Origin of the sequence: Neorhizobium huautlense, assembly GCF_030811685.1 — a bacterium.
Classification (GTDB): Bacteria; Pseudomonadota; Alphaproteobacteria; order Rhizobiales; family Rhizobiaceae; genus Neorhizobium; species Neorhizobium huautlense_A.
Genome location: NZ_JAUSRF010000008.1, coordinates 75891 through 98765, shown reverse-complemented (window position 1 = coordinate 98765; position 22875 = coordinate 75891). Strand labels below are relative to the sequence as shown.

The 22875-nt window shown below is 60.1% G+C and carries 24 protein-coding genes; 8 read left to right on the top strand and 16 right to left on the bottom strand.

The features are described 5' to 3' along the window. Window positions 1–2 precede the first annotated feature (2 nt). The 6 genes from J2T09_RS13545 to J2T09_RS13520 all read right to left on the bottom strand — a co-directional run bounded on the left by J2T09_RS13545 (window position 3) and on the right by J2T09_RS13520 (window position 7871). On the bottom strand, window positions 3–1823 hold the full coding sequence (locus J2T09_RS13545; protein ID WP_306835468.1) for an ABC transporter ATP-binding protein: 1821 nt from the start codon (window positions 1821–1823) through the stop codon (window positions 3–5). A 2-nt stretch (window positions 1824–1825) separates the two neighbouring features. Then, the gene (locus J2T09_RS13540; RefSeq protein WP_306835467.1) at window positions 1826–3610 is read right to left on the bottom strand and encodes a gamma-glutamyltransferase family protein; all 1785 of its coding nucleotides are present in this window, start codon (window positions 3608–3610) and stop codon (window positions 1826–1828) included. Window positions 3611–3630: 20 nt separating this feature from the next. Continuing rightward, window positions 3631–4503 (bottom strand): ABC transporter permease, encoded by an 873-nt coding sequence (locus J2T09_RS13535; protein ID WP_306835466.1) that lies wholly within the window; start codon window positions 4501–4503, stop codon window positions 3631–3633. Then, on the bottom strand, window positions 4500–5447 hold the full coding sequence (locus tag J2T09_RS13530; RefSeq protein ID WP_306835465.1) for an ABC transporter permease: 948 nt from the start codon (window positions 5445–5447) through the stop codon (window positions 4500–4502). The genes J2T09_RS13535 and J2T09_RS13530 overlap by 4 nt, the downstream gene beginning before the upstream one ends. Window positions 5448–5511: 64 nt before the next feature. After that, window positions 5512–7020, bottom strand: coding sequence for an ABC transporter substrate-binding protein (locus tag J2T09_RS13525; protein WP_306835464.1), 1509 nt, complete (start codon window positions 7018–7020; stop codon window positions 5512–5514). An 83-nt stretch (window positions 7021–7103) separates the two neighbouring features. Then, window positions 7104–7871, bottom strand: coding sequence for a FadR/GntR family transcriptional regulator (locus J2T09_RS13520; RefSeq protein ID WP_306835463.1), 768 nt, complete (start codon window positions 7869–7871; stop codon window positions 7104–7106). A 224-nt stretch (window positions 7872–8095) separates the two neighbouring features. On the opposite strand from J2T09_RS13520, the gene sthA reads away from it, so the two are divergent. Beyond that, window positions 8096–9583: a Si-specific NAD(P)(+) transhydrogenase gene (gene sthA / locus J2T09_RS13515; protein ID WP_306835462.1), complete on the top strand. Its 1488-nt coding sequence runs from the start codon at window positions 8096–8098 to the stop codon at window positions 9581–9583. Then, window positions 9580–9921, top strand: coding sequence for a hypothetical protein (locus J2T09_RS13510; RefSeq protein WP_306835461.1), 342 nt, complete (start codon window positions 9580–9582; stop codon window positions 9919–9921). Before sthA ends, J2T09_RS13510 begins: the two co-directional genes overlap by 4 nt. 99 nt (window positions 9922–10020) lie before the next feature. Here the strand turns inward: J2T09_RS13510 and rpsD are convergent, their stop codons facing one another. Further along, on the bottom strand, window positions 10021–10638 hold the full coding sequence (gene rpsD / locus J2T09_RS13505; protein WP_306835460.1) for a 30S ribosomal protein S4: 618 nt from the start codon (window positions 10636–10638) through the stop codon (window positions 10021–10023). Window positions 10639–11026: 388 nt separating this feature from the next. Between rpsD and J2T09_RS13500 the strand changes: the two genes are divergently transcribed. Together J2T09_RS13500 and J2T09_RS13495 are read left to right on the top strand one after the other, a co-directional pair. Further along, on the top strand, window positions 11027–12007 hold the full coding sequence (locus J2T09_RS13500) for a TerC family protein (protein ID WP_306835459.1): 981 nt from the start codon (window positions 11027–11029) through the stop codon (window positions 12005–12007). A 323-nt stretch (window positions 12008–12330) separates the two neighbouring features. Next, entirely contained in the window at window positions 12331–12591 is a 261-nt protein-coding gene (locus tag J2T09_RS13495; protein WP_306835458.1) for a DUF982 domain-containing protein, read from the top strand. Window positions 12592–12604: 13 nt separating this feature from the next. Here J2T09_RS13495 and J2T09_RS13490 read toward each other — a convergent pair whose 3' ends face one another. From J2T09_RS13490 to J2T09_RS13455, 8 genes are all read right to left on the bottom strand, one after another. Beyond that, the gene (locus J2T09_RS13490) at window positions 12605–14128 is read right to left on the bottom strand and encodes an ATP-binding protein (protein WP_306835457.1); all 1524 of its coding nucleotides are present in this window, start codon (window positions 14126–14128) and stop codon (window positions 12605–12607) included. Window positions 14129–14285: 157 nt separating this feature from the next. Beyond that, the gene (locus J2T09_RS13485) at window positions 14286–14924 is read right to left on the bottom strand and encodes a LysE family translocator (RefSeq protein WP_306835456.1); all 639 of its coding nucleotides are present in this window, start codon (window positions 14922–14924) and stop codon (window positions 14286–14288) included. Window positions 14925–14992: 68 nt separating this feature from the next. Next, on the bottom strand, window positions 14993–15121 hold the full coding sequence (locus tag J2T09_RS13480) for a hypothetical protein (RefSeq protein ID WP_306835455.1): 129 nt from the start codon (window positions 15119–15121) through the stop codon (window positions 14993–14995). A gap of 261 nt (window positions 15122–15382) precedes the next feature. Continuing rightward, window positions 15383–15853 carry a GNAT family N-acetyltransferase gene (locus J2T09_RS13475; RefSeq protein ID WP_306835454.1) on the bottom strand — a complete coding sequence of 157 codons (471 nt, stop codon included), beginning with the start codon at window positions 15851–15853 and terminating at the stop codon, window positions 15383–15385. Continuing rightward, on the bottom strand, window positions 15850–16089 hold the full coding sequence (locus tag J2T09_RS13470) for a hypothetical protein (protein WP_306835453.1): 240 nt from the start codon (window positions 16087–16089) through the stop codon (window positions 15850–15852). The genes J2T09_RS13475 and J2T09_RS13470 overlap by 4 nt, the downstream gene beginning before the upstream one ends. 393 nt (window positions 16090–16482) lie before the next feature. After that, the gene (gene murI, locus J2T09_RS13465; RefSeq protein WP_306835452.1) at window positions 16483–17283 is read right to left on the bottom strand and encodes a glutamate racemase; all 801 of its coding nucleotides are present in this window, start codon (window positions 17281–17283) and stop codon (window positions 16483–16485) included. Continuing rightward, window positions 17270–18112: an RNA methyltransferase gene (locus tag J2T09_RS13460; protein WP_306835451.1), complete on the bottom strand. Its 843-nt coding sequence runs from the start codon at window positions 18110–18112 to the stop codon at window positions 17270–17272. Before J2T09_RS13460 ends, murI begins: the two co-directional genes overlap by 14 nt. 93 nt (window positions 18113–18205) lie before the next feature. Further along, a complete protein-coding gene (locus J2T09_RS13455) occupies window positions 18206–18736 on the bottom strand; it encodes a hypothetical protein (protein ID WP_306835450.1) in 531 nt (176 codons plus the stop codon). A gap of 206 nt (window positions 18737–18942) precedes the next feature. Here J2T09_RS13455 and J2T09_RS13450 point away from each other — a divergent pair, with 206 nt between their 5' ends. The 3 genes from J2T09_RS13450 to J2T09_RS13440 all read left to right on the top strand — a co-directional run bounded on the left by J2T09_RS13450 (window position 18943) and on the right by J2T09_RS13440 (window position 21376). Further along, on the top strand, window positions 18943–20154 hold the full coding sequence (locus tag J2T09_RS13450; RefSeq protein ID WP_306835449.1) for an NADP-dependent isocitrate dehydrogenase: 1212 nt from the start codon (window positions 18943–18945) through the stop codon (window positions 20152–20154). 72 nt (window positions 20155–20226) lie between these two features. Beyond that, complete coding sequence (locus J2T09_RS13445; protein WP_306835448.1) at window positions 20227–20679, top strand: GNAT family N-acetyltransferase; 453 nt, start codon at window positions 20227–20229, stop codon at window positions 20677–20679. Between the two features lie 67 nt (window positions 20680–20746). Beyond that, entirely contained in the window at window positions 20747–21376 is a 630-nt protein-coding gene (locus tag J2T09_RS13440; RefSeq protein WP_306835447.1) for a glutathione S-transferase family protein, read from the top strand. A 20-nt stretch (window positions 21377–21396) separates the two neighbouring features. On the opposite strand, the gene J2T09_RS13435 is transcribed toward J2T09_RS13440, so the two are convergent. Next, window positions 21397–22302, bottom strand: a complete 906-nt coding sequence (locus J2T09_RS13435; RefSeq protein WP_306835446.1) for a S1C family serine protease — start codon at window positions 22300–22302, stop codon at window positions 21397–21399. 262 nt (window positions 22303–22564) lie between these two features. Between J2T09_RS13435 and J2T09_RS13430 the strand changes: the two genes are divergently transcribed. Then, entirely contained in the window at window positions 22565–22855 is a 291-nt protein-coding gene (locus J2T09_RS13430) for a hypothetical protein (RefSeq protein ID WP_306835640.1), read from the top strand. Window positions 22856–22875 lie beyond the last annotated feature (20 nt).

Sequence of the window (22875 nt, the reverse complement as noted above, 5' to 3'; positions counted from 1 at the left end):
CCTCACCCCACCTGCACGAGATGGCCTTCCGATACTTCACGGTACTGGCGCACCGGCGGCTGGTAATCCATGCCGCGCACCGGGCTTTTCAGCTCGTCATTGGAGATGCCGCGACGGATGCCGCGACGGGCTGGGTCCGGTACCGGCACCGCCGACATCAGCTTTTTCGTATAGGCATGCTGCGGGTTTCCGAACACGGATGCGCGCGGGCCGATCTCGACAATTTCGCCCAGATACATCACCGCCACCCGGTGGCTGACACGCTCGACCACCGCCATGTCATGGCTGATGAACAGGAAGGCGATGTCGAGGTTCTGCTGCAGATCGAGCAGGAGATTGCAGACCTGCGCCTTGATCGACACATCCAGCGCCGACACGCTTTCATCCGCCACGATCACCTTCGGATCGAGCGAGAGCGCGCGGGCGATGGCGATACGCTGGCGCTGGCCGCCGGAAAATTCGTGCGGGTAACGATCCGCCATATCGGCTGACAAGCCGACCTTTTCCAACAGATCCGCTGTCTTTTCCTTTGCCTGTTTTGCAGTACCGAGCTTGTGCTTGATGAATGGCTCGGCAATCGCCGCACCAACACTCATGCGCGGATTGAGCGACGAGAACGGGTCCTGAAAGATCATCTGCACGCTTTTGCGCATATTGCGAAGACCGACCTGATCAAGCCGCATCACGTCATAACCATCGAGCGACACCTCGCCCGAGGTCGGCTCGATCAGCCGCATGATCGAACGACCGGTGGTGGACTTGCCGCAGCCCGACTCGCCGACCAGCGACAGTGTTTCGCCCTTGAACAGATCGAACGAAACGTTTTCGACCGCATGCACCGCGCCGGTCTGGCGCGAAAACAGGCCGGAGCGCACCGGAAAACGGGTGATGAGATTCTTCACCGCCAGAAGCGGCGTCTTGCCCGTATCCACCGTATCGCCAAGCTCGATCGGCTCGGCCGCCTCACCCGTCTTCACATCGACGATCGGGAAACGCGTCGGGCGCTGGCGTCCCTCCATCGAGCCGAGTTTCGGCACGGCGGAAAGCAGCGCCCGCGTATACGGGTGCTGGCCGCGATGAAAAATGTCTTCGGTCGGGCCGGCTTCGACCTGATCGCCACGGAACATCACGATCGTCCGGTCGGCGATCTCGGCAACCACACCCATGTCGTGGGTGATGAAGAGAACGGACATGCCCTCCTCTTCCTGCAAAATCTTGATCAGGTCGAGAATCTGGCCCTGGATGGTGACATCGAGCGCCGTGGTCGGCTCGTCGGCGATCAGCAGCTTTGGCTTGGAGGCCAATGCCATGGCGATCATCACGCGCTGACGCATGCCGCCGGAAAACTGGTGCGGATATTCATCGAAACGCGACGAGGCGTTGGGAATACGCACCTTTTCCAGAAGCCGCACCGTTTCGGCACGCGCCTCAACCGGTGTCATGCCCTTGTGGCGAATAAGAACCTCGGAAATCTGCCGCCCAATGGTGAAAATCGGGTTCAGCGAAGTCATCGGCTCCTGGAAGATCATCGCGACATCATTGCCGCGCACGCCGCGCATTTCTTTTTCGGAAAGCGCCAGAATGTTTTGACCATTGAGGAAAACCTCGCCCTCGATACGGCTCGAACCCTGCGCCAGAAGCCGCATGATCGACAGCGAGGTGACGGATTTGCCCGAGCCGCTCTCACCGACGATGGCAACCGTTTCCCCGGCATGCACGTCGAAGGAGATATCGCGGACCACGGTCTTCCAGCCATCGGCCGTCTTGAACGATGTGGAAAGATTGCGGACGGAAAGGACCGGCGTTCTGGTTTCTGTCGCCATCGTCAACGCCCCACCGCATAGGCCTGCATCAGGCGAGGCGTTGCCGCCGCCTTCAACAGACCGTCTGCCTCGCGCTTGGCAGCCGTCAGGCGGCCAACGCTCCAGGCATCCGACACGGTAACGTCATGGCCGCGCTTGCGCAGATCGCCAAGCACCGCCTCACCGACGCTGGATTCCACCATGATATTGCCCGGCTGGCTGGTGCGCGGGTAGAACGATCCGGGGAAATGCGTGGTGTGGAACAGCGGCATGTCGATGGTCGCCTGCAGGTTCATGCCGTGGTGCACGTAACGCAGGAAGAACGGCAGCTGCCACTGGTCCTGCTGGTCGCCGCCGGGCGTGCCGAAGGCAAGCGTCGGGCGGCCGTGATGCAGCGCCAGCGACGGTGTCAGCGTGGTGCGCGGACGGCGGCCAGGCACCAGCGAGGTGGGCAGGCCTTCCTTCAGCCAGAACATCTGCGCACGCGAGTTGAGAGCAAAACCGAGGCCCGGCACGATCGGCGAGGACTGCAGCCAGCCGCCGGACGGCGTGGTCGACACCATATTGCCCCAACGGTCAATGACGTCGATATGCACGGTATCGCCGCGCTTTTCCGACAGATGCGCCATGGTTGGTTCATAGACGGCGCCCTTGCCGCTGAAACTGGCCAGCATCGACATGGTCAGGTCGTGCTGGTTTTCGAAACCGGGCAGTTTTCCCGGACGCAGTTCGTAGGAGGCTTCCGCACCGATCAGCTTGCGACGCTCGTCGTTATAGGCGTCCGACAGCAGGGTCTGGATCGGCACCTGCGCAAATTCCGGATCGCCGTAATAAACTTCGCGGTCGGCATAAGCGAGCTTCATCGCCTCGACGACGGTGTGCACGAATTCCGGGCCGGTCGGGTCCATCGAGGCCAGATCGATCTTCGAGAGCAGCGCCAGCGACTGCAACAGAACCGGCCCCTGCCCCCAGCTTGGGGTCTTGGCGACGGTCCAGTCGTGATAATCGTAGGTCTGCGGTGCCTCGATCGTGGCGCTCCAGCCGGCCATGTCGGCAGCGGTCAGCACACCCTTGTGCTTGGATCCGCTGGCATCCATCACCTCGGCGGTCTTCAGAAAGTCCTCGATCGCCTCGGCAACGAAACCGCGATAGAAAGCGTCACGCGCCGCATCCACCTGCGCCTCACGACCTGTAACCGCTTCGGATTCGCGGACGATGCGCTTCCAGGTTTCGGCCAGAACCGGGTTCTTGAAGTTGGACAGCGGCTCGGGAGCCGCGCCGCCCGGCAGCCATGTTTCGTGGGAGGTCGGCCATTCCTTCTCAAAAAACTCGGCCAGGCCCTTAATGGTGGCCGATACGCGCGGCAGCACCGGATGCCCCTGTTCCAGGTAATAGATCGCCGGCTCCAGCACCTCGCGCACGGTCATGGTGCCGTAGTCGCGCAGCATCAGCATCCAGCCGTCGAATGCACCGGGAATGACGGTGGAAAGCAGGCCGTCACCGGGGATCAGCTTCATGCCTTCCGAGGTGTAATGCTCGATCGTGGCACCGGCAGGCGCCGGTCCCTGCGCGCAGATGACTTCGACCTTGTCGTTCTTTTTCGAATAGATGATCGCCGGCATGTCGCCGCCGGGGCCGCAGAGATGCGGCTCGACCACCTGCAACACGAAACCGGTAGCAACCGCTGCGTCAAAAGCGTTGCCGCCCTTTTCGAGAATGGCCATGCCGACCGCGGACGCGATCCAGTGGGTGGAGGTGACGACCCCGAACGTGCCGAGGATTTCAGGCCTTGTGGTAAAGTCGCTCATGCGAACATTCCTTGAATTTTTTAGTTTTCACGCGGGTCCAGCGCATCGCGCAGACCGTCGCCCAAAAGATTGAAGCCGATAACGACGAGGAAGATCGCCGCACCCGGCCACATCGCCATCCATGGCGCCTGGCTCAGAAAATTCTTGGCGACGTTGAGCATCGAACCCCATGAAGGTGCCGGTGCCTGCTGGCCAAGGCCGAGGAAGGAAAGCGAGGCTTCGGCAATGATGGCGGTCGCCACCGTCAGAGTTGCCTGCACGATGATCGGCGCAAACACGTTTGGCAGGATGTACCGCGTCATGATGTCGAAATGGCCGAGACCGACCGAACGCGCGCCCTCGACATAATCTTCCGTCTTCACCGCCAGCACCTGCCCGCGGGTCAGCCGCACGAAGATCGGCATGGCCGACAGACCGATGGCGATCATCGCATTGGTGAGGCTCGGGCCCAAGAAGGCGGCAAGCGCAATCGCGGTGATCAGGAAAGGCATGGCCAGCAGCGCCTCGGTGATGCGCTGGATGATCTGATCGACCCAGCCGCCGAAATAACCCGACAGCAGGCCGAAGGGCACACCGATGGCAACCGCAATCGCTACGGATATAACGCCCGCCATCAGCGAGGCGCGTGCGCCATAAATCATGCGGGAGAGAATGTCGCGGCCAAGATCGTCGGTGCCGAGCCAATGGGCGGCAGACGGCGCCTTGCGGATTGCGCCCCAGCTGGTGGCGACCGGATCAGGGATCGGCAGGATCGGCGCCGCAATCGCCAGGATGGCGAAAAAGGCGATGATCACCAGGCCAACCAGCGAGCCGCGATTGGCTTTCATCTTGCGCCAGGCGCGGCTTTTTTCGCGGGGTTTCAGGATCGGAGCTGTCTGTTCGATAACGGTCATAACGTGGCCCTCAGACGCGGGTTGAGAGCCGCGTAAAGCACGTCGGCAATCAGGTTCATCAGGATGAATCCGATGGCCGTGCACATGACGATGCCCTGCACCACGGCATAATCACGGGTGAAAACGGCATCGACGGTCATCTTGCCGAAACCGGGAATGGTGAAAATCTGCTCGGTCAGAACGGCACCGGCCAGAAGCTCGCCGAACAGCAACGCCGACAGCGTGATGATCGGCAAAAGCGCATTACGGAACGTGTGGCTAAGAATGATTTCACGCGGCGACAGCCCCTTGGCTCGGGCGGTACGGATATAATCCGAACTCAGCACGCCGAGCATGGCGGAACGCGTGTGGCGCATCAGCTGGGCGGCCAGCGCCGTCGAAAGCACGAAGGCCGGCATGATCATGGTTTTGATCGAGCGCACCGGATCGACAAAGATCGATTCGTAACCGGATGCCGGCAACCAGCCGAGATGGACCGAAACCAGCAGGATAAGCATGATGCCGAGCCAGAAATTCGGGACAGAAAGTCCAGACAGGGCGAAGATGTTGGCGATGTAGTCGATCGCGCGGTTCTTGTAGACGGCTGCGAGAATACCGGCCGGAATACCGATCAGTAGCGCAAAGATCATCGCCATCACGGCCAGCTGGATCGTGACCGGCAGTTTCTGGCCGATCAGTTCCAGCACCGGCTGGTTGGTGCGCAGCGAGATGCCGAAATCGCCTGTCAGCATTCCACCAAGCCAGCGGAAATACTGGATGATGACGGGATCGTTGAAATGATATTTTTCGCGAAGCAAAGCCAGCACGGCCGGATCGCGCTCTTCACCCGCCATGGCGAGAATGGGGTCGCCCGGCAGAAGTTTCTGCAGGGAGAAAACGAAGATCGAGATGATCAACAGCGTCGGGATTGCAACAAGCAGCCGCTTGCCGATGTAAACAGGCATGTCGCCCTCCTGATATCAGGGGCCGCGCGGGCTTTTGGCTTCCCGCGCAGCAAATTGGTCAGGATTACTTCTTGGAAACGCCCAGAAGACGGATCATGCCATCCGGCGACGGCTGAAAACCTTCGACCTTCTTGGAAACACCGTAAGCATACGGCTGGTGACCGATATAGATGATCGGCAGTTCGTCATTGAGGATGACGTTGGCCGCATCGTACTTTTCCTTGCGGACAGCATCGTCCTGCGAAGCGCGAGCTTCATCCAGCAGCTTGTCGACTTCCGGGTTGCAGTACTTCACGTCGTTGAGGCCGCCCTTGCAGGTGACGAACTGGTGAATGTTGCCATCCGGATCGATACGGCCGGACCAGTCGGAACGGCTCATCTGATAGTTGCCGGCAGTCTGCTCGGAAAGCAGCGTCGCAAATTCGGTCGCCTTCAGCGAAACGTTGAAACCTGCCTCGGCCACCATCGACTGGATGACCTGCATCGCCTGCGTCTGCAGCGTGTTGTTGGCATGCTGCATCTCGATATCGACAGTCTCAAAGCCGGCTTCCTTCATCAGCTGCTTGGCCTTTTCGATATCGCGTGTCGGAACCGGGAGATCCTTGTTGTACCAGGGGCTGGTCGACGGGATAGGCTGGTTACCGGGCAGCGACGTGCCTTCGAACACGATCTGGCCAAGCGCCTCACGGTCGATCGACAGCGAAAAAGCCTGACGCAGACGCTTGTCCTTGCCCATCGGATTGTCGGCGCGCGCACCGTTGCCGACATTGACATAGATGCCCATGTTGCCGGGACCGATGACGTCGGCATAGGTGAGGTTCGGATCGTCCTTCACCGACTGCGCGTCGGAAGCAGCGATACGCTCGGCGATATCGAGGTCACCCGAACGCAGGTTGGCAAGCTTTACCGTCGTGTCCGGGATCGGCAGGAAAGTCACCTTGTCGACGAGGATACGGTCCTTGTCCCAGTAGTCGGCGAATTTTTCGAGAACGATACGGTCCTGCTGGATACGTTCAACGAACTTGAACGGACCGGCGCAAACCGGGTTGGAGCCGAAATTGGCGCCGAGTTCCTTGGCAGCCTTGGGGCCGACGATCATGCCGGCGCGGTCGGTCAGCTGCGCCAAAAGCGTCACGTCGGCGGTTTTCAGCGTGAACTTCACTTCCAGCGGGCCGGTCGCCTCGACCTTTTCAACCGAGGAAAGCTCGCTCTTGCGGCGCGATTCGGTCATGGTCATGTTGCGTTCGATCGTAGCGACGACGGCTGCGGCATCCAGAACCTCGCCGTCGTGGAATTTCACGCCGTCACGGATCTTCATCGTCAGCGCCTTGCCATCTTCCGACCAGGCCCATTCGGTCGCCAGCTGCGGCACGATCTTCATGTTCTGGTCGATATCGACCAGCTTGTCGCACATCGACGTATAAACCAGACGGCCGACGAAGCTGCGCGACTGCGCCGGGTCGAGAACGTCGGCGTCATCGTTGATGCCGATGCGCAATTCTGCAGACATCGCTGGAAACGCCAGGAAGGCGCCGGCCAGCAGCGCCGATGTCAGGGTGGCAAACTTTTTCATGTTCTATCCTCTGGTGTGGTTTTATTTTCGGCGAAACACTGCTCTTTCCGGCAGCCCGAAAGGTGGAAAAGCTGTTCAGATGGTCAGGAGGAGGTGATCAGACGGTCATCGTCCTCCACGATCTCAAGGGCCGTACTTTGCGTCTCGGTCATGCCGGATGCGTCCAGCGAAGTGGCGCGGATCAGCCGTTCCTGGTGCATCAGCAAATGCTGACGCATCGCCTCGCCCGCCCTGCCCGGATCGCGCGCTTCGATCGCATCGATGATCAGGTGGTGCTGCTGATGCGAAGCCTCGACGCTACTGCCGGCACGGCGGGCGCGCTCGCGGATCGCCTGCCAGGCGGCATCCTGGCGAATACGGTTGACCACGTCGAAAATCGACAAAAACAGCTGGTTACCCGCACTCTTGGCGATCTGCCGGTGCAGCTCTCCATCCCAAAGCTCCTTGGCGTCGGCATCGGTCCTGTCTTCGATCTTCTCCACCAGCATGCGCATGCGCTCGATCTCGGCAGGCTTGGCGCGCATGGCCGCGAGTTGCGCCAGTTGCGGCTCGATGCGCAGGCGCACTTCCATGATCTCCATGATGTCGGTGCCATCGACCAGCGCGTCGACATGACTGCCCCATTCATCCGGCTTTTCGCCGACAAAGGTGCCGGCCCCCTGGCGGCGCCAGATCAGGCCTTCCGATTCCAGCACTTCCAGCGCACGCCGAACCGAGCGGCGTCCCACGCCCAGCGTTTCGGTCAGGGCGCGCTCCGTCGGCAATTTGCCGTCCGCCAGATCGCCGCTGCCGATCAACGTCCGAAGCCGCTCGAGCGCATAGGCGGAATTATCATGAAAGGTTTCGCTCAAGGGCAGACCAATTTATGAACCAATTGTGAATTGGTTCCAAACAACGGCAATTTCTTGCATTCGTCAAGCGCATTTGTGCCCACATTTGCGCACTGCACAAACGTTGTGCACATGCGCAAAATTCGCGGCCCGACTTATCAAACGGTAAGAAAAATCAGGTAGAAATTGCGACAATTGGTCGCCATATTGCGCATTCGACCGAGCACACCAAGCCGGAGCTTTTTATGAACCATTATGATCTGATCGTCGTCGGCAGCGGCCCCGCAGGCCGCCGCGCCGCCATCCAGGCAGCCAAACTGGACAAGAAAGTCCTTGTCATCGAACAGGGCAAGCGGGTCGGCGGCGTTTCCGTCCACACCGGCACCATTCCATCCAAGACCCTGCGCGAAACGGCGCTCAACCTCTCCGGCTGGCGCGAGCGCGGCTTTTACGGCCTCTCCTACCGCGTCAAGCAGGAGATCAGCGCCGAAGACCTGCGCCGCCGCCTGCTGATCACGCTCGACCACGAGGTCGAGGTGCTGGAACACCAGTTTTCGCGCAACCGCGTCCAGCTCATGCGCGGCAAGGCGACCTTCGCCTCAAAGGATACGCTGGCGATCGAGAAGGAAGACGGCGAGATCCTGCATGTGCAGGCCACGAGCATCCTGCTTGCGGTGGGCACAAAACCCTTCCGCCCCGACTACATCCCCTTCGACAACAAGACCGTCCTCGATAGCGACGAACTGCTGGACATCGAACAATTGCCGCGCTCGATGGTCGTGATCGGCGCCGGCGTCATCGGCATCGAATATGCCACCATCTTCTCCGCACTGGACACCGCCGTCACCGTCATCGATCCGAAAGCGACGATGCTGGATTTCATCGACAAGGAAATCGTCGAGGACTTCACCTATCAGCTGCGTGACCGCAACATGAAGCTGCTGCTCGGCCAGAAGGCCGACAAGGTCGAGCGCCTGCCGGACGGCAAGGTCAGCGTCACCGTCGACACCGGCCGCCGCATCGTCGCCGACATGGTGCTTTTTGCCGCCGGCCGCATGGGCGCAACCGATAACCTCAACCTCAAGGCCGCAGGCCTCGAAGCCGACAGCCGCGGCCGCCTCAAGGTCAACCCGGAAACATTCGAAACATCCGTACCCGGCATCTTTGCCGCCGGTGACGTTGTCGGCTTCCCGAGCCTCGCCTCCACCTCGATGGAACAGGGCCGCATCGCCGCCCGCGTCGCCGTTGGCGCCATGACCAAGGAACCGCAGAAATACTTCCCTTACGGCATCTATGCCGTGCCGGAAATTTCCACCTGCGGCCTGACGGAAGAAGAAATGAAGGAACGCGGCATTCCTTACGAATGCGGCATCGCCCGTTTCCGCGAAACCTCGCGCGGCCATATCATGGGCCTCGACAACGGCATGCTGAAGCTGATCTTTTCGCTGAAGACCCGCCGGCTCCTCGGTGTCCACATCATCGGTGAAACGGCGACCGAACTCGTGCATATCGGCCAGGCCGTGCTCAACCTCAAAGGCACGGTCGAATATTTCGTCGAAAACACCTTCAACTACCCGACGCTGGCCGAAGCCTACAAGATCGCCGGCCTCGACGCCTGGAACCGCATGGGCCCGGCCGTATCGAAGGACGACACGGTTGCCGGCCAGGCAGCCGATAAGGTGACAGCCGCCGAAACCACCGAGCCAGCCAAGAAAAAAGCAGCCGCCAAGTGAGGCGTCCGCTCGGCAAGGAACGTCCGCGTTTTGGCCAGCGCCATCCGGTGCTGGCCTATTTCGCCACGGTCACCGCCATCGCGCTGTTTGCGCTGTTCCCGCTGATATCGGCACTGATCAGCATTTCCGTTGCCGATGCCAGCGGCTGCCGCGTCGATGAGGCCGGCAGTTATCCGTGCATGATGTTCGGCACGGATATCGGCGAGCTCCTTGCCTTCCTGTTCATCCTCGGCTGGCTGGGCATGGCGACCGTGCCGCTCGGCTTTCTGGGTTTTCTTGCCTGGAGCGCCTTCGTCATCACCCGCATCATCCGCAAGCGCCGCCACGCACAACAGTAAAAACGAAAAAGCCGCCTCCGAAAGGAAGCGGCTTTTTTTCATGCGGCAGATACAAAAATGGCCCCTTGCGGGGCCATTTTCGAGAGAGTGTCGTCGCGATTAACGCGAGTAGAATTCGACGACCAGCGACGGTTCCATGATGACCGGGTACGGTACATCCGAAAGAGCCGGTACGCGAGCGTAGGTGGCAACCATCTTGTTGTGGTCGACTTCGAGGTAGTCCGGAACGTCGCGTTCAGCGAGCGAAACGGCTTCGAGAACCGTAACGAGCTGCTTCGACTTCTGGCGAACTTCGATAACGTCGCCGGCCTTGCAACGGTAGGAACCGATGTTGACGCGGATGCCGTTGACCGTGACGTGGCCGTGGTTGACGAACTGACGGGCAGCAAAGACCGTCGGTACGAACTTGGCGCGGTAGACGATGGCGTCCAGACGCGACTCCAGCAGACCGATCAGGTTTTCACCGGTGTCGCCCTTGCGGCGGTTGGCTTCTTCGTAGATCGCGCGGAACTGCTTCTCGCGGATGTCGCCGTAGTAGCCCTTCAGCTTCTGCTTGGCGCGCAGCTGCACACCGAAGTCCGAAAGCTTGCCCTTGCGGCGCTGGCCGTGCTGGCCCGGGCCGTATTCGCGGCGGTTGACCGGGGACTTCGGACGGCCCCAGATGTTTTCGCCCATACGGCGGTCAATTTTGTACTTGGACGATTCGCGCTTGCTCATCGCATTTCCTTTCGAACAGTTGCACCGGCCTGTTGCCAGACCGGATGAAGGAAACACGCCCTCCTCTGAACCTCGTTTTGGAAGTTCTGACAGGCTTCTCACGATAGCGACCGGAGAAAGCCACGGGACATGTCAATCAAGCGCATATCCATTTTCAGCGAAGCTGGAAACAAGGGAATATGCGCCATTAAAGAAGACACCGGGCATTTCGGCCCGGCGTTGGCGCGGTGATTACGGACATGTCATCAAAATGTCAACAGGCGGCCATTGAAATGCTGTGCGCCACGGCCCATTCTTCATCGTGGGATCCGGGCCCCTCTGGCGTATACCGGACAATACGTGATGTCGGATCCCTTCAAAGCCAACCTCGTCCGGATAAGGTTGACTGATGGATCTCCTTTACATGGATTTTCTCGGCACGCCCACATGGATGTGGGCGATTTTCATTTCGCTCGTTCTCGGCCTTCTCGCGCTGGATCTCGGTGTTCTCCATAAAGAGAGCAAGGAGATCGGCGTGAAGGAAAGCATGCTGATGTCGGCGTTCTACATCGCCATCGGCATCGCCTTCGGCGGCTGGATCTGGTTCCAGCAGGGCCAGCAGCCCGCCGTCGAATACCTCACCGGTTTCGTCGTCGAAAAAAGCCTCGCGATGGACAATATCTTCATCATCGCGATGATCTTCTCCTACTTCGCCATTCCTCGCCTTTACCAGCACCGGGTTCTGCTCTGGGGTATTCTCGGTGTGATCGTCCTGCGCGGCATCATGATCGCCGGCGGTTCGATGATCGTCGAAAACTTCAGCTGGGTTCTGTACCTGTTTGCCGCCTTCCTCGTTTTCACCGGCATCAAGATGCTGGTGTCGTCCGACCATGACGAAAGCGATATCGGCAACAACGCGATGCTGAAATTCCTGCGCCGCCGCCTGCCGGTGACGAAGGAACTGCATGGCGAACGTTTCTTCGTCAAACAGCAAGACGACAAGACCGGCAAGCTGAAAACCTTCGTCACGCCGCTCTTCCTGGCGCTGATCATGGTGGAACTGGCCGACCTCGTGTTTGCGGTCGACTCGATCCCGGCGATCTTTGCGATCACCACCGATCCGTTCCTGGTCTACACCTCGAACATTTTTGCCATCCTTGGCCTGCGCGCGCTCTATTTTGCGCTGGCAGCCCTGATGCACCGTTTCGCCTATCTGAAATATTCGCTGGCGGCCGTGCTGATCTTCGTCGGCTCCAAGATTTTCGTCGCCGACATGCTGGGCATCGCCAAGATCCCGCCGTCGATCTCGCTTGGTGTCACGGTCTCGATCCTTGCCGCTGGCATTATCGGCTCGCTCTGGGCGACACGAAACGACAAGCAGGAAGCATAAGGGCAACCGCATAAGCCCATGCTCGAACCGAGAGGCCCCGGCATGACTTGCCGGGGGCTTTCGCTCGATGACGACTTTCCAATCGCCGGCATCGTCATCCTAGGGCTTGTCCCTAGGATCTAACCACGTCACCGATATCTGGCCGCAGCAGATCCTCGGGACAAGCCCGAGGATGACGGCGGTGAGGTTTTCGACCTTTCTCCAGTGGCCTGACACTCCGGCCTCGACCGCTCGCAAAACACTTACGCTTTGTTAAGCGCATAAGAAGGTGCTGATTGAACACCCTCGGCCGCTCCCCATCTTGATATGAGGAGGAAATCGACATGCCCAGACACAAGAAAACCGAAAGCTGGACGGCACCGATCCATATCGAAGATCCGGACACGGGTCAGGAAGCCACGATCGGCAATACGGAACAGGCAAAGGACGTGCTCGACCATTCATGGCCGGCCTATCATGGCAGCCAGTTCGAACGCGCGGAACATGCTTGCGAGGAAGCCCTGAACGGCCACGCCTCACCGGAGGAAGCGCGCCGCGCCTTCATTGCCGCAGCGGTCGAGGCGCATCTGCACCTGCATTCGTGACGGTAAACGCGCCTTATTCGGCAGCGATCTTGGCGTCATCGCCATCCGGCGCTTCGGCGCTGCCCGGCGTTGTTTCGGCCTGGAGATCCGGGAAGGCAACGATGCGCTTGCCGGTAAAGTCCGTATGGACCACGATCAGCCCTTGCTCCTCGAAATAACCGAGAAGACGACGGGCGCGACGCGCCGAATGCGTGCCATAGGCGCGGGCGATGCGCGCATCGGACGGGCAAGGCTCTGCACCGAGTGCGGCCTTCGCCATCATCAGGAACACGCCCTGAAGATCATCCGAAACGCCGTTGGACAGCGACAGCACGGTCGCCCAGGCATCGCTTGCCGCCATCGTCGCATCGACACCTGAGCGCGCAATCGCGGTGCGGCGGCGGAAATCGCTGAGCGAGATCGGCGCCCCCGGCAGACGGCGCATACGGGCACGCACCAGAAAATCCTGATAGAGCACGGCATCGGTGCGGTAGGCCGATTGCGGATCGTCGAGAATTTCCGACATCACCGCCATCAGGCGCTCTTCTCGCTCCTCTTCCGACAGTTCCACGACCGGTACACGCGGCTCGGAAGGTGCCGGCTGCATGATCGCCGGCGTGGAGCGCGAAAGTTCGGCCAGAATATCGGTGGTCGGGCGTGGCGCCGGTGTCGGTCGGCGCACGGCCGTCAGCGGACGGGCGAACTCTTCCGGGTCCGGCGTAAAGATCAGGTCCTCGACATCCTGCGGCGCATCCGGCAGCGGCATCAGCTTGGGGCTGGAGGAGCGCGCGGATGTTTCCACCGCACCGATGACGATCGGAAGCGGACGACGCGACAAAGCCGGCCCAAGCGCAACAAAATTGCCGCGCTTCAGGTCGCGGAACATTTCCGCCTGGCGACGGTCCATGCCGAGCAGATCGGCCGCACGCGCCATGTCGATATCGAGAAAGGTACGGCCCATCAGGAAGTTGGAGGCTTCGGCCGCAACATTCTTGGCAAGCTTTGCCAGACGCTGTGTGGCGATGACGCCGGCCAGACCACGCTTACGGCCACGGCACATCAGGTTGGTCATCGCGCCAAGCGACATTTTTCGGGCGTCTTCGGAAACATCGCCGCCGACCGAGGGCGCAAACATCTGCGCCTCATCGACCACGACAAGTACCGGATACCAGAAATCGCGGTCGGCATCGAACAGGCCGTTGAGGAAGGCGGCGGCGGCTCGCATCTGCTCTTCGAGGTCGAGACCTTCCAGCGTCAGCACGCAGGAAACGCGGTTCCTGCGGATACGGTTGGCAATGCCGGAAAGCTCGGCTTCGGTGCGCTCGCCATCCACGACCACATGGCCGAACTTGTCGGACAGCGTGACGAAATCGCCCTCAGGATCGATGACGACTTGCTGCACCCAGGGCGCGGATTGTTCCAGCAGACGACGCAGAAGATGCGATTTTCCCGAACCGGAATTGCCCTGCACGAGAAGACGCGTGGCCAGCAGCTCTTCGATATCGAGCTTGGCGGCGTCCCCTCCCGCCAGATTCCCCATATCGATGCCGACCTGCAATGCACTGCCCTCGTCTGAAATGCTAATCAGTTGATATCGTTGAAGTCGCGATCATTTGGCGCTCTTTAGCGCATACGCGACTCCCGCCCTATAACAGAGATCGGGATTCGTTTCGCGGTGCAAGAGACGAAATGCACAGTCTTTGCTTATGTGACTTTCAGGCCGCAGCCCGCTTGAGGCCGAGCGACAAGACCCCTGCCCCGATCATCAACGAACCGCCGGTGCGGTTGACGATTTTCTGGACTTTTGACTTGCGGATCGTGTCACGCGCCATCGATGCCAAAAGACCGTAAAGTGCTGCATTGACCGTCGCCAGAATGAGGAAGGTCACCTCGAACACGGCCATCTGGAAAAACAACGGTTTTGTCAGATCCAGAAACTGCGGCAGGAAGGCCACGAAAAACACGATGCTTTTCGGGTTGAGCGCGGTGACGGCATAGGTATGCAGGAACACCCGCAGCGGCTTGACGGATGGCACATCCGCCTCCCCCTCGGCCGACGGCTGCACAGATACCGGCGCGCGCCAAAGCTTGATGCCGAGATAGATGAGGTAAGCAGCACCGACCCATTTTAAGACGGTAAAGAGCAAGGCCGAGGTGGCGAGAAGCGCACCAAGTCCCAGCATGGAAGCCGTCATCGCGGTAAAATCGCCAAGTGCCACGCCAGCCACTGTCGCGCTTGCCACCTTGCGGCCATGGCTCAGCGAATAGGAAATGACAAGCAGGATCGTCGGGCCGGGGATGGCCAGAAGAACGGCGGATGCGGCAACGAAGGCCAGCCAGTGTTCAAGCGACATGGATTTTTCTCCTCATACGGAGGAGAGCAAGCCATGGAATACGTGAACTGGCAAGCGGCCTTGAAAGATCAGGCCGCTTCATCGTCCAGTCGCCGTATTTTCGGCTGTTCTCGATCCATCGCCTGCGCCAGATCGTAGTTCGCCTGCATGGCAAGCCACGCCCGCGCCGTGCTGGCCCCGGCCCGTTCAAGGCGCACCGCCCGATCGGGACTGACCGCCGCGCGGATCTCCCCCTCGACGGCAGGGTGATCGCATAAGGAATTGTGAGGCTGCGGCTTGCTTCTTCTCCCCGCGCGCGGGGAGAAGGTCCGGAGCGAAAGCGAGGGGATGAGGGGCTGCCGCAGGCGCTGAGTTTAAGGCTTTTGCCCCTCATCCGCCTGCCGGCACCTTCTCCCCGTTTTGACGGGGAGAAGGGTCTACGCCGCGCCGTGCGAATCCCATAGGCAATAGCCCGCCCCTCATGGAGATGGCGATGAAGGCAAGCGCCACCACCGATACAATACATCCGGCTCCCGCTCCTCGTTCCCCGCGCCATCCGTCTCCTCGATAGCGCGAAAACCATGCGCCTCATAAAAACGGCGCGCCAGAACATTGCACTGAAACGTCCACAGACCGAGTTCACAATTGTCCGACTTGGCCCGCTGCAGCAATTGCGAGCCGATCCCACGCCCCTGCCATTGCGGCAGGACATAAAGCTGTTCGATCCAGTTTTCGCGAAACGCAATGACGCCGACAAGCGCCCCGCCATGCTGAAAACCCCAGATCTCGCAGGATACGGCAAGCGCCCCGCTCCAATAGGCATGGTCCTCCGCAGCCGTGTGCAGACCGGCAAGCCGCGGCAGGCGCGCATCGAATGCTGTCCGATGCACGAGTGCTGCAGCCGCCATGTCGTCTGGACCAAGGCGGCGCAGGCCGCCTCGATCACTCACAGGAACCGCCGTAATTGCAGCGCCCGTTCCTCGTTGTCATCGACCACTTCCTTCAAGCCGATATCCCGGCGCATGTAGTTGGTCAGATCACCGATGCGGTTTTTCGCCCAGGGCTGAGACCGCCGCAACGACGTGCCGATCAGCCCTTTCACGATTGCCCAGGGACCGTGCCGACGCCACAGCGCCTCCAACTGATCCTCGAGGACATCATCAACCATTAATTGCATTTCACGCATAGCTTTTCCGTCCCGGCGCGCGCAAGCGGCCAGGTCCTTTCGAAGGTGGCGACGCGCGCGGACATGCGGACGGCAAGAGGCGCCGAACGGGTAAGCCGGTTACGTCAGATTTTGAGAAAAATGGATGCCGGAAGGCGGATTTCGGGCGTTATCAGCCCTTAAATGCCACTCGACGCATATGCCACGGGCGATAGCCGTGCATCATTCGAATGGATCCGCCATGGAGGCGATTATGTGCAAAACGTGCTGTCATGTCAGGCCTCCTATGTTTTGAGTTGCGGATGCCGGGAACATGGCACGCGTTTCTTGGTCGCGCAAGTCCCCGCAATCGAAAATTGTATTCGGAGTGAAATTTGTTGCAAGAGCGCAACACCGGACTGCAGGCGGCGATGATCAATTCGTGCTGAGGCCAAAACCCTGCATCAGACGACGCGTCGCAAAATCCGGATTGCCGGAAGTGAAAACGGCAAAGTCGAAATCTTCAGGGTGCTCGGCCCCATCGATCAGCGGCACCTTTCGACGCGCCTGCCTCGCGATCGCCTCGGCCGGATCCAGCCAGTCAACCGGCCATGGCGCAAGGCGGCGAAAAAGATTGGCCATGAAGGGATAATGCGTACAGGCAAGAACGACGATATCGGTCTTTTTGCCGTCCATCTCGACGAAACAGGGCGCGATCTCGGCGCGGATATCGTCATCGGACAGCGCTTCGCCGCGAATATAGGCTTCCGCCATCCGGGCCAGATTTTCAGAACCGACCAGCCGCACATGGCATTGCGTGGCAAAAGACTGGATGAGATCGCGCGTATAGGCGCGTTTGACGGTACCAGGCGTCGCCAGAACCGAGACAAGGCCCGACCGCGTCCGCTCCGCCGCCGGCTTGATCGCCGGCACGGTGCCGACAAAGGTCATGTCCGGGAATTTTTCGCGAAGCGCAGCGCCTGCCAGCGTGAAGGCCGTGTTGCAGGCGATGATGCAGAGTTCCGGTCGATAATCGGAAAGCAGTTTTTCGAACAGCGCGAGAATACGCGCGGTCAGCGCCTCCTCCTCCCAACCGCCATAGGGAAAACCGGCATCGTCGGCGACATAGATGAAGCCGCGTTCCGGCATCAGCACGCGCGCCTCGCGCAGCACGGTCAGCCCGCCAATGCCCGAATCGAACACCAGCACCGGCCGCGAAACATTATTCGCCGTCATTCCCCTCGATCTCCGCACTCTGGCTCTTGTCTACCTTCTGCTGCCTCGGCACGTCCTTTCGCGGCCACTGCCGCGGAAAGCGGTCGAGCGAGTTGATCACACCGCGAAACACGCTGATTTCCTGTTCTGTGAAAGCGCGGCGCGTCAGCACGGCACGCAGATTGTCGATCATGCGTGGCTTTTTCGCGGGCGGATGGAAATAGTTTCTGGCATCGAGCGCCTCTTCCAGATGCTCGAACATGCCAAACACCTGTTCCTTGGTGGAGGGGCTTTGCTCGACGGCATCGAACAGCGTCTCGGCATGATCCTCCATGCCGCACTTCATCCATTCATAGGACATCAGCAGCACGGCCTGGGCGATGTTGAGCGAGGCAAAGGCGGGGTTGACCGGAAAGGTGACGATCTCGTCGGCCAGCGCCACTTCCTCATTGGTCAGGCCCCAGCGCTCGCGACCGAACAGGATGCCGGTCTTTTCACCGGCCTTGAATTTCTGCTGCAGCGTCTGGCAGGCAACCACGGGCGAACGCACCGGCTTGAAGCCGTAACGTTCGCGCGCCGTCGTGGCATAAACGAAGTTGAGATCGACGATCGCCTCCTCCAGCGTCTCGTAAACCTTTGTGCCATCGATGACGTGATCAGCCTTGGAGGCGGCGGAACGCGCCTTCTCGTTCGGCCAGCCGTCGCGCGGGTTGACGAGGCGCAGTTCGGCGAGGCCGAAATTGGCCATGGCGCGCGCCACCATGCCGATATTTTCGCCAAGCTGCGGCTCGACGAGAATGATCGCGGGGCCTTCGGCGATCAGGAGGCGTTCGCTATTGGTGCCAGACATGGATGCTTCCGGTTCTTCTTATAAAACAGTCAGCGGGCAATAGCGCGCATGGCCGCGCGCTTCAAGCATCGAGGCGCGGTCTGGATGCGGGCATCACTGCCCCTTGGCCAGTTCCTGCATTTCCGCATAAACGCTGTCGCTCTCGTCATCCTCGTAACGGTGGATGTCATCGATGACCGGATGACCGTCTTCGCTGATCACGTCGAAATGCACTTTTTCGACGGAATTCTTGATCTCGTCATCGTCCATGCAGGTCCAGAACTTGAAGCTGACACCGACATCGGTCGCGCCATCCTTGCCTGACTTTTCTTCCACCTTCAGGTCCTGCAACGGACAGCCGTCCTGCGAATTGGTGATCACGTCATATCCAAAAGGGTCGCCCGGCTGGCCATTATCGGTGTCATAGGCGGGGTGTTTTGCCGCCTCGTGATAGGCCGCCTGAAAGCGTTTGCTGAAGAGTTTTGAAAGCGGCTCGGCATCGAAGATGAACTTCCATTCGCTTTCGGCGCTCTTCCAGTTTTCGGAGGTGATTCGCATCACCTCCTTCACCGGATCGGCGGGGTCGGCAGCCTGGGAAACAGAGGCTGCGACAGAAAAAAGCAGCGCGAGCGAAAGGGTGCGCATCAAAATCAGTCCTTGAGGTGGAAGCGTTGGCCGAGCTTAGCCCGGCGCCGCATTTTGGCAATCATAATCATGCAGGAGATCGTCGCCCAAACTCTTTGCGTCACGTCAATGCGATGATATAGCGCATGCGCAAAGACCGTTTTTCCATCGGGGTGTGACCGTTTTTCAACGGCCATCCCACCCAATCTCTCGAATGAGGCAGATACATGAAAAAGATCAAGGTCGCCAATCCCGTTGCAGATCTCGACGGCGATGAAATGACGCGCATCATCTGGCAGTTTATCAAGGATAAGCTGATCCACCCGTATCTGGACCTTGAAATCGACTATTACGACCTCTCGGTCGAAAACCGCGACGCCACCAACGACCAGGTGACGGTTGACGCCGCCCACGCCATCAAGAAGCACGGCGTCGGCATCAAGTGCGCGACGATCACGCCGGACGAAGACCGCGTCAAGGAATTCAACCTCAAGCAGATGTGGAAGAGCCCGAACGGCACGATCCGCAACATTCTCGGCGGCGTCATCTTCCGCGAGCCGATCATCTGCCAGAACGTGCCGCGCCTCGTTCCCGGCTGGACCAAGCCAATCGTTGTCGGCCGTCACGCTTTCGGCGACCAGTACAAGGCAACCGACTTCAAGTTCCCGGGCAAGGGCAAGCTGTCGATCAAGTTCGTCGGTGAAGACGGCCAGGTCATCGAGAAGGACGTGTTCGACGCGCCGAGCGCCGGCGTGGCCATGGCCATGTACAACCTCGACGAGTCGATCCGCGAATTCGCCCGCGCTTCGATGATGTACGGCCTGATGCGCAAGTGGCCGGTCTACCTGTCGACGAAGAACACCATCCTCAAGGCCTATGACGGCCGCTTCAAGGACATCTTCGAAGAAGTCTACCAGACCGAATTCAAGGCCAAGTTCGACGAGGCCGGCATCATCTACGAACACCGCCTGATCGACGACATGGTCGCCTCCGCCCTGAAATGGTCCGGCGGTTACGTCTGGGCGTGCAAGAACTACGACGGCGACGTTCAGTCCGATACCGTCGCACAGGGCTTTGGTTCGCTCGGCCTGATGACCTCGGTTCTCCTGTCGCCGGACGGCAAGACCGTCGAAGCCGAAGCTGCCCACGGCACCGTGACCCGTCACTACCGCCAGCACCAGAAGGGTCAGGAAACCTCGACCAACTCGATCGCCTCGATCTTCGCCTGGACCCGTGGCCTCGCACACCGCGCCAAGCTGGACGACAATGCCGAACTGGCCAATTTCGCATCCACCCTGGAAAAGGTCTGCGTCGACACGGTCGAAGCCGGCTTCATGACCAAGGATCTGGCGCTGCTGATCGGTCCGGATCAGCCGTGGCTCTCCACCACCGCCTTCCTCGACAAGATCGACGAAAATCTTCAGAAGGCCATGGCGTAAGCCTTGGATTTCGGTCTAGATTTGAACGGCGGGATTTTTACCCCGCCGTTTTCTTTTGCGCCGGAGGCAAGCATGGCCAACACCCCGATTGAAATCCGTCCTCTGGTGCAGTCCGATCGTGCCGGCTGGGAGCCGCTGTTCGAAGCCTATCTGCGCTTTTACGACTCCGAGCTTCCAAAAGAACAATACGACATCACCTGGTCCCGCTTCCACGATGAGGCCGAACCGATGCATGTGCTCGGTGCCTTCGATGACGGCAAGCTGGTCGGCATCGTGCATGCCATCTTCCACCGCTCGACATGGCTGCCGGACACGACCTGCTATCTGCAGGATCTTTATGTCGATGCCAGCCAGCGCGGACGCGGCGTCGGTGAGGCGCTGATCGAGAAGGTGGCGCTGCTGGCGCGCGACAAGAATGCCGGTCGCCTCTACTGGCTAACGCAGGAAGACAATGAAAAGGCGCGGCGTCTCTACGACCGCGTGGCGGTCGCCCCCGGCTTCATTCAATACCGCAAGCCGCTATAGACATTCCCAGATCCCGGAGCGGCCTCCCTTGCTTCGCGCAGACTTTTGAAAGCCGATGGAGGAAAAAATGGCTGAAAAGATCCTGTTCTATACGCATCCCATGTCGCGCGGCCGTATCGTGCGCTGGATGCTGGAGGAAGTCGGCACCCCTTATCAGGCCGAGATCATGCAGTTCGGCACCACGATGAAGGACCCCGAATACCGGGCGGTCAACCCGATGGGCAAGGTGCCGGCCATCGTGCATGGCAAAACCGTGGTGACCGAATGCGCCGCCATCTGCGCCTATCTCGCCGATACATTCCCGGAGGCCAATCTGGCGCCGCCGGTCAAGGAACGCGGCGATTATTACCGCTGGATGTTTTTTGCCGCCGGCCCGCTGGAAGCGTCCGTCACCAACCGGACGCTCGGCGTGGATATTCCCACGGAGCGGCAGCGCATGGTCGGTTACGGCAATTACGCCGAGGTGATCGCGACGCTGGAGCGTGCCGTCGGCAACAACGACTATATCGGCGGCTACCGTTTTTCCGCTGCCGACGTTTATGTCGGATCGCAGATCGCCTGGGGCCTGCAATTCGGCACGATCGAAAAGCGGCAGGCCTTTGTCGATTATGTCGCCCGACTGTCGCAACGCCCGGCTTATAGACGCGCCACCGAGATCGATGATGCGCTGGTGCGCGAGATGAAAGCGGCGAGTTGAGCCCTCGCCTCTTCGACACGCTACTGGATCGACGGCTTTTTCAAAAAACTGTTGCGGTCGGCCGAGTTGATGCGCAGCCATGCCTCGCGCCCGTCGCGCAGCACCCGCATGGGGATCTGTGCGCCGGCCGGGCCGCTGCTCCAGACCTTGCGGTAGAAGTCGGCCAGGCCGTCGACTTCGCCATCGCGGATTTCCGAAATGACGTCACCGCGCTTCAGGCCACCCTGTGCCGCCGGGCTGCCCTCGGCAACGCTCATCACCACCACCTCGCCATCGCTTTCGGCGGAAAAGGCGCCAAGCCATGGTCGCGGTTCGCGGTCGATCTCGCCGCGGTTCAACAGGTCATCGAGAATGGGCCGCAAAATGTCGATCGGCACGACCATGTTGATATCGGTCACCTCATTGCGCTGGCTCATCTGCAGCCGCAGTGAGCCGACGCCGAGAAGCGTGCCTTCCGCATCGAACAGGCCCGCACCGCCCCAGGACGGATGTGCCGGTGAGATAAAGATCGCCTCATCCAGCAGATATTCCCAATAACCTGCGAATTCCTGCTTGGCGACGATCGCCGCCTGCACATACTCGCCGGTACCATCGACAATCACCACCGGCTCACCGACCTGCGCCTTGGCGGACTCACCAAGAGGCACCGCGGGCAGATCAAGCGGCCCCAATGCCTGCACGAGGCCAAAGCCGCTTTCCTGATCGTAGGCCATGGGATGCGCCGGCACGACACGGCCGTCCTGCAAAGTCAGCCAGACATCTTCCGCCTCGGTGATCAGGTAACCGATGGTCAGAACCAGCCCGTTTTCCCGGATGACGATACCGCTGCCTTCACGTCGTGTTCCGAGCGCCCCGGCCGTGAAGGCATCTTCGGGAATGGTGGCACGCACGGCCACGACGGACCGCATGATTCTCTCGATATCCATGGTCGAACCCCGAACATTGCGCAGACGCAGGATCGGCGTCCGCCGGATGATTGACTTCGAAGGTAAGAACTCATGATGCACCGCGCAAGAGGAAGCGCCAAGGCTCACAACCACGGCGGATGCCGAATATTAAGCATTCACTCACGGATTTATTGCCGAAATTCACGGTCATGTTACTAATATTGCGTCCAACTTCGGGCCTGGGAGGCTTTCCGTGAATAAAATTCTCGTTTCCGCCGCAGCCATTGCTGCCGGCGCTTTTATGTCTGTCGTGCCGGCGCAGGCCGAAGACCTTGTCTTCATGCTGACCAACGACACCAATTCCACGCTTGAGCGGTTTTACACTTCGCCGAGCGGCGTCGATAACTGGGAAGACGACGTTTTTGGTCAGGACGTTCTGGAACCCGGCCAGAGCGTCAAGATCACCATCGCCGACGGTCGCCGTGTCTGCAAATACGACATGCGTTTCGAGTTCACCGAGGATTCCGACCTCGATACGACCGAGGATACGCAGGATCTCTGCCAGATGGGATCCTATACGATCCACGAATGATCAGGGCCAACCGACCTTGC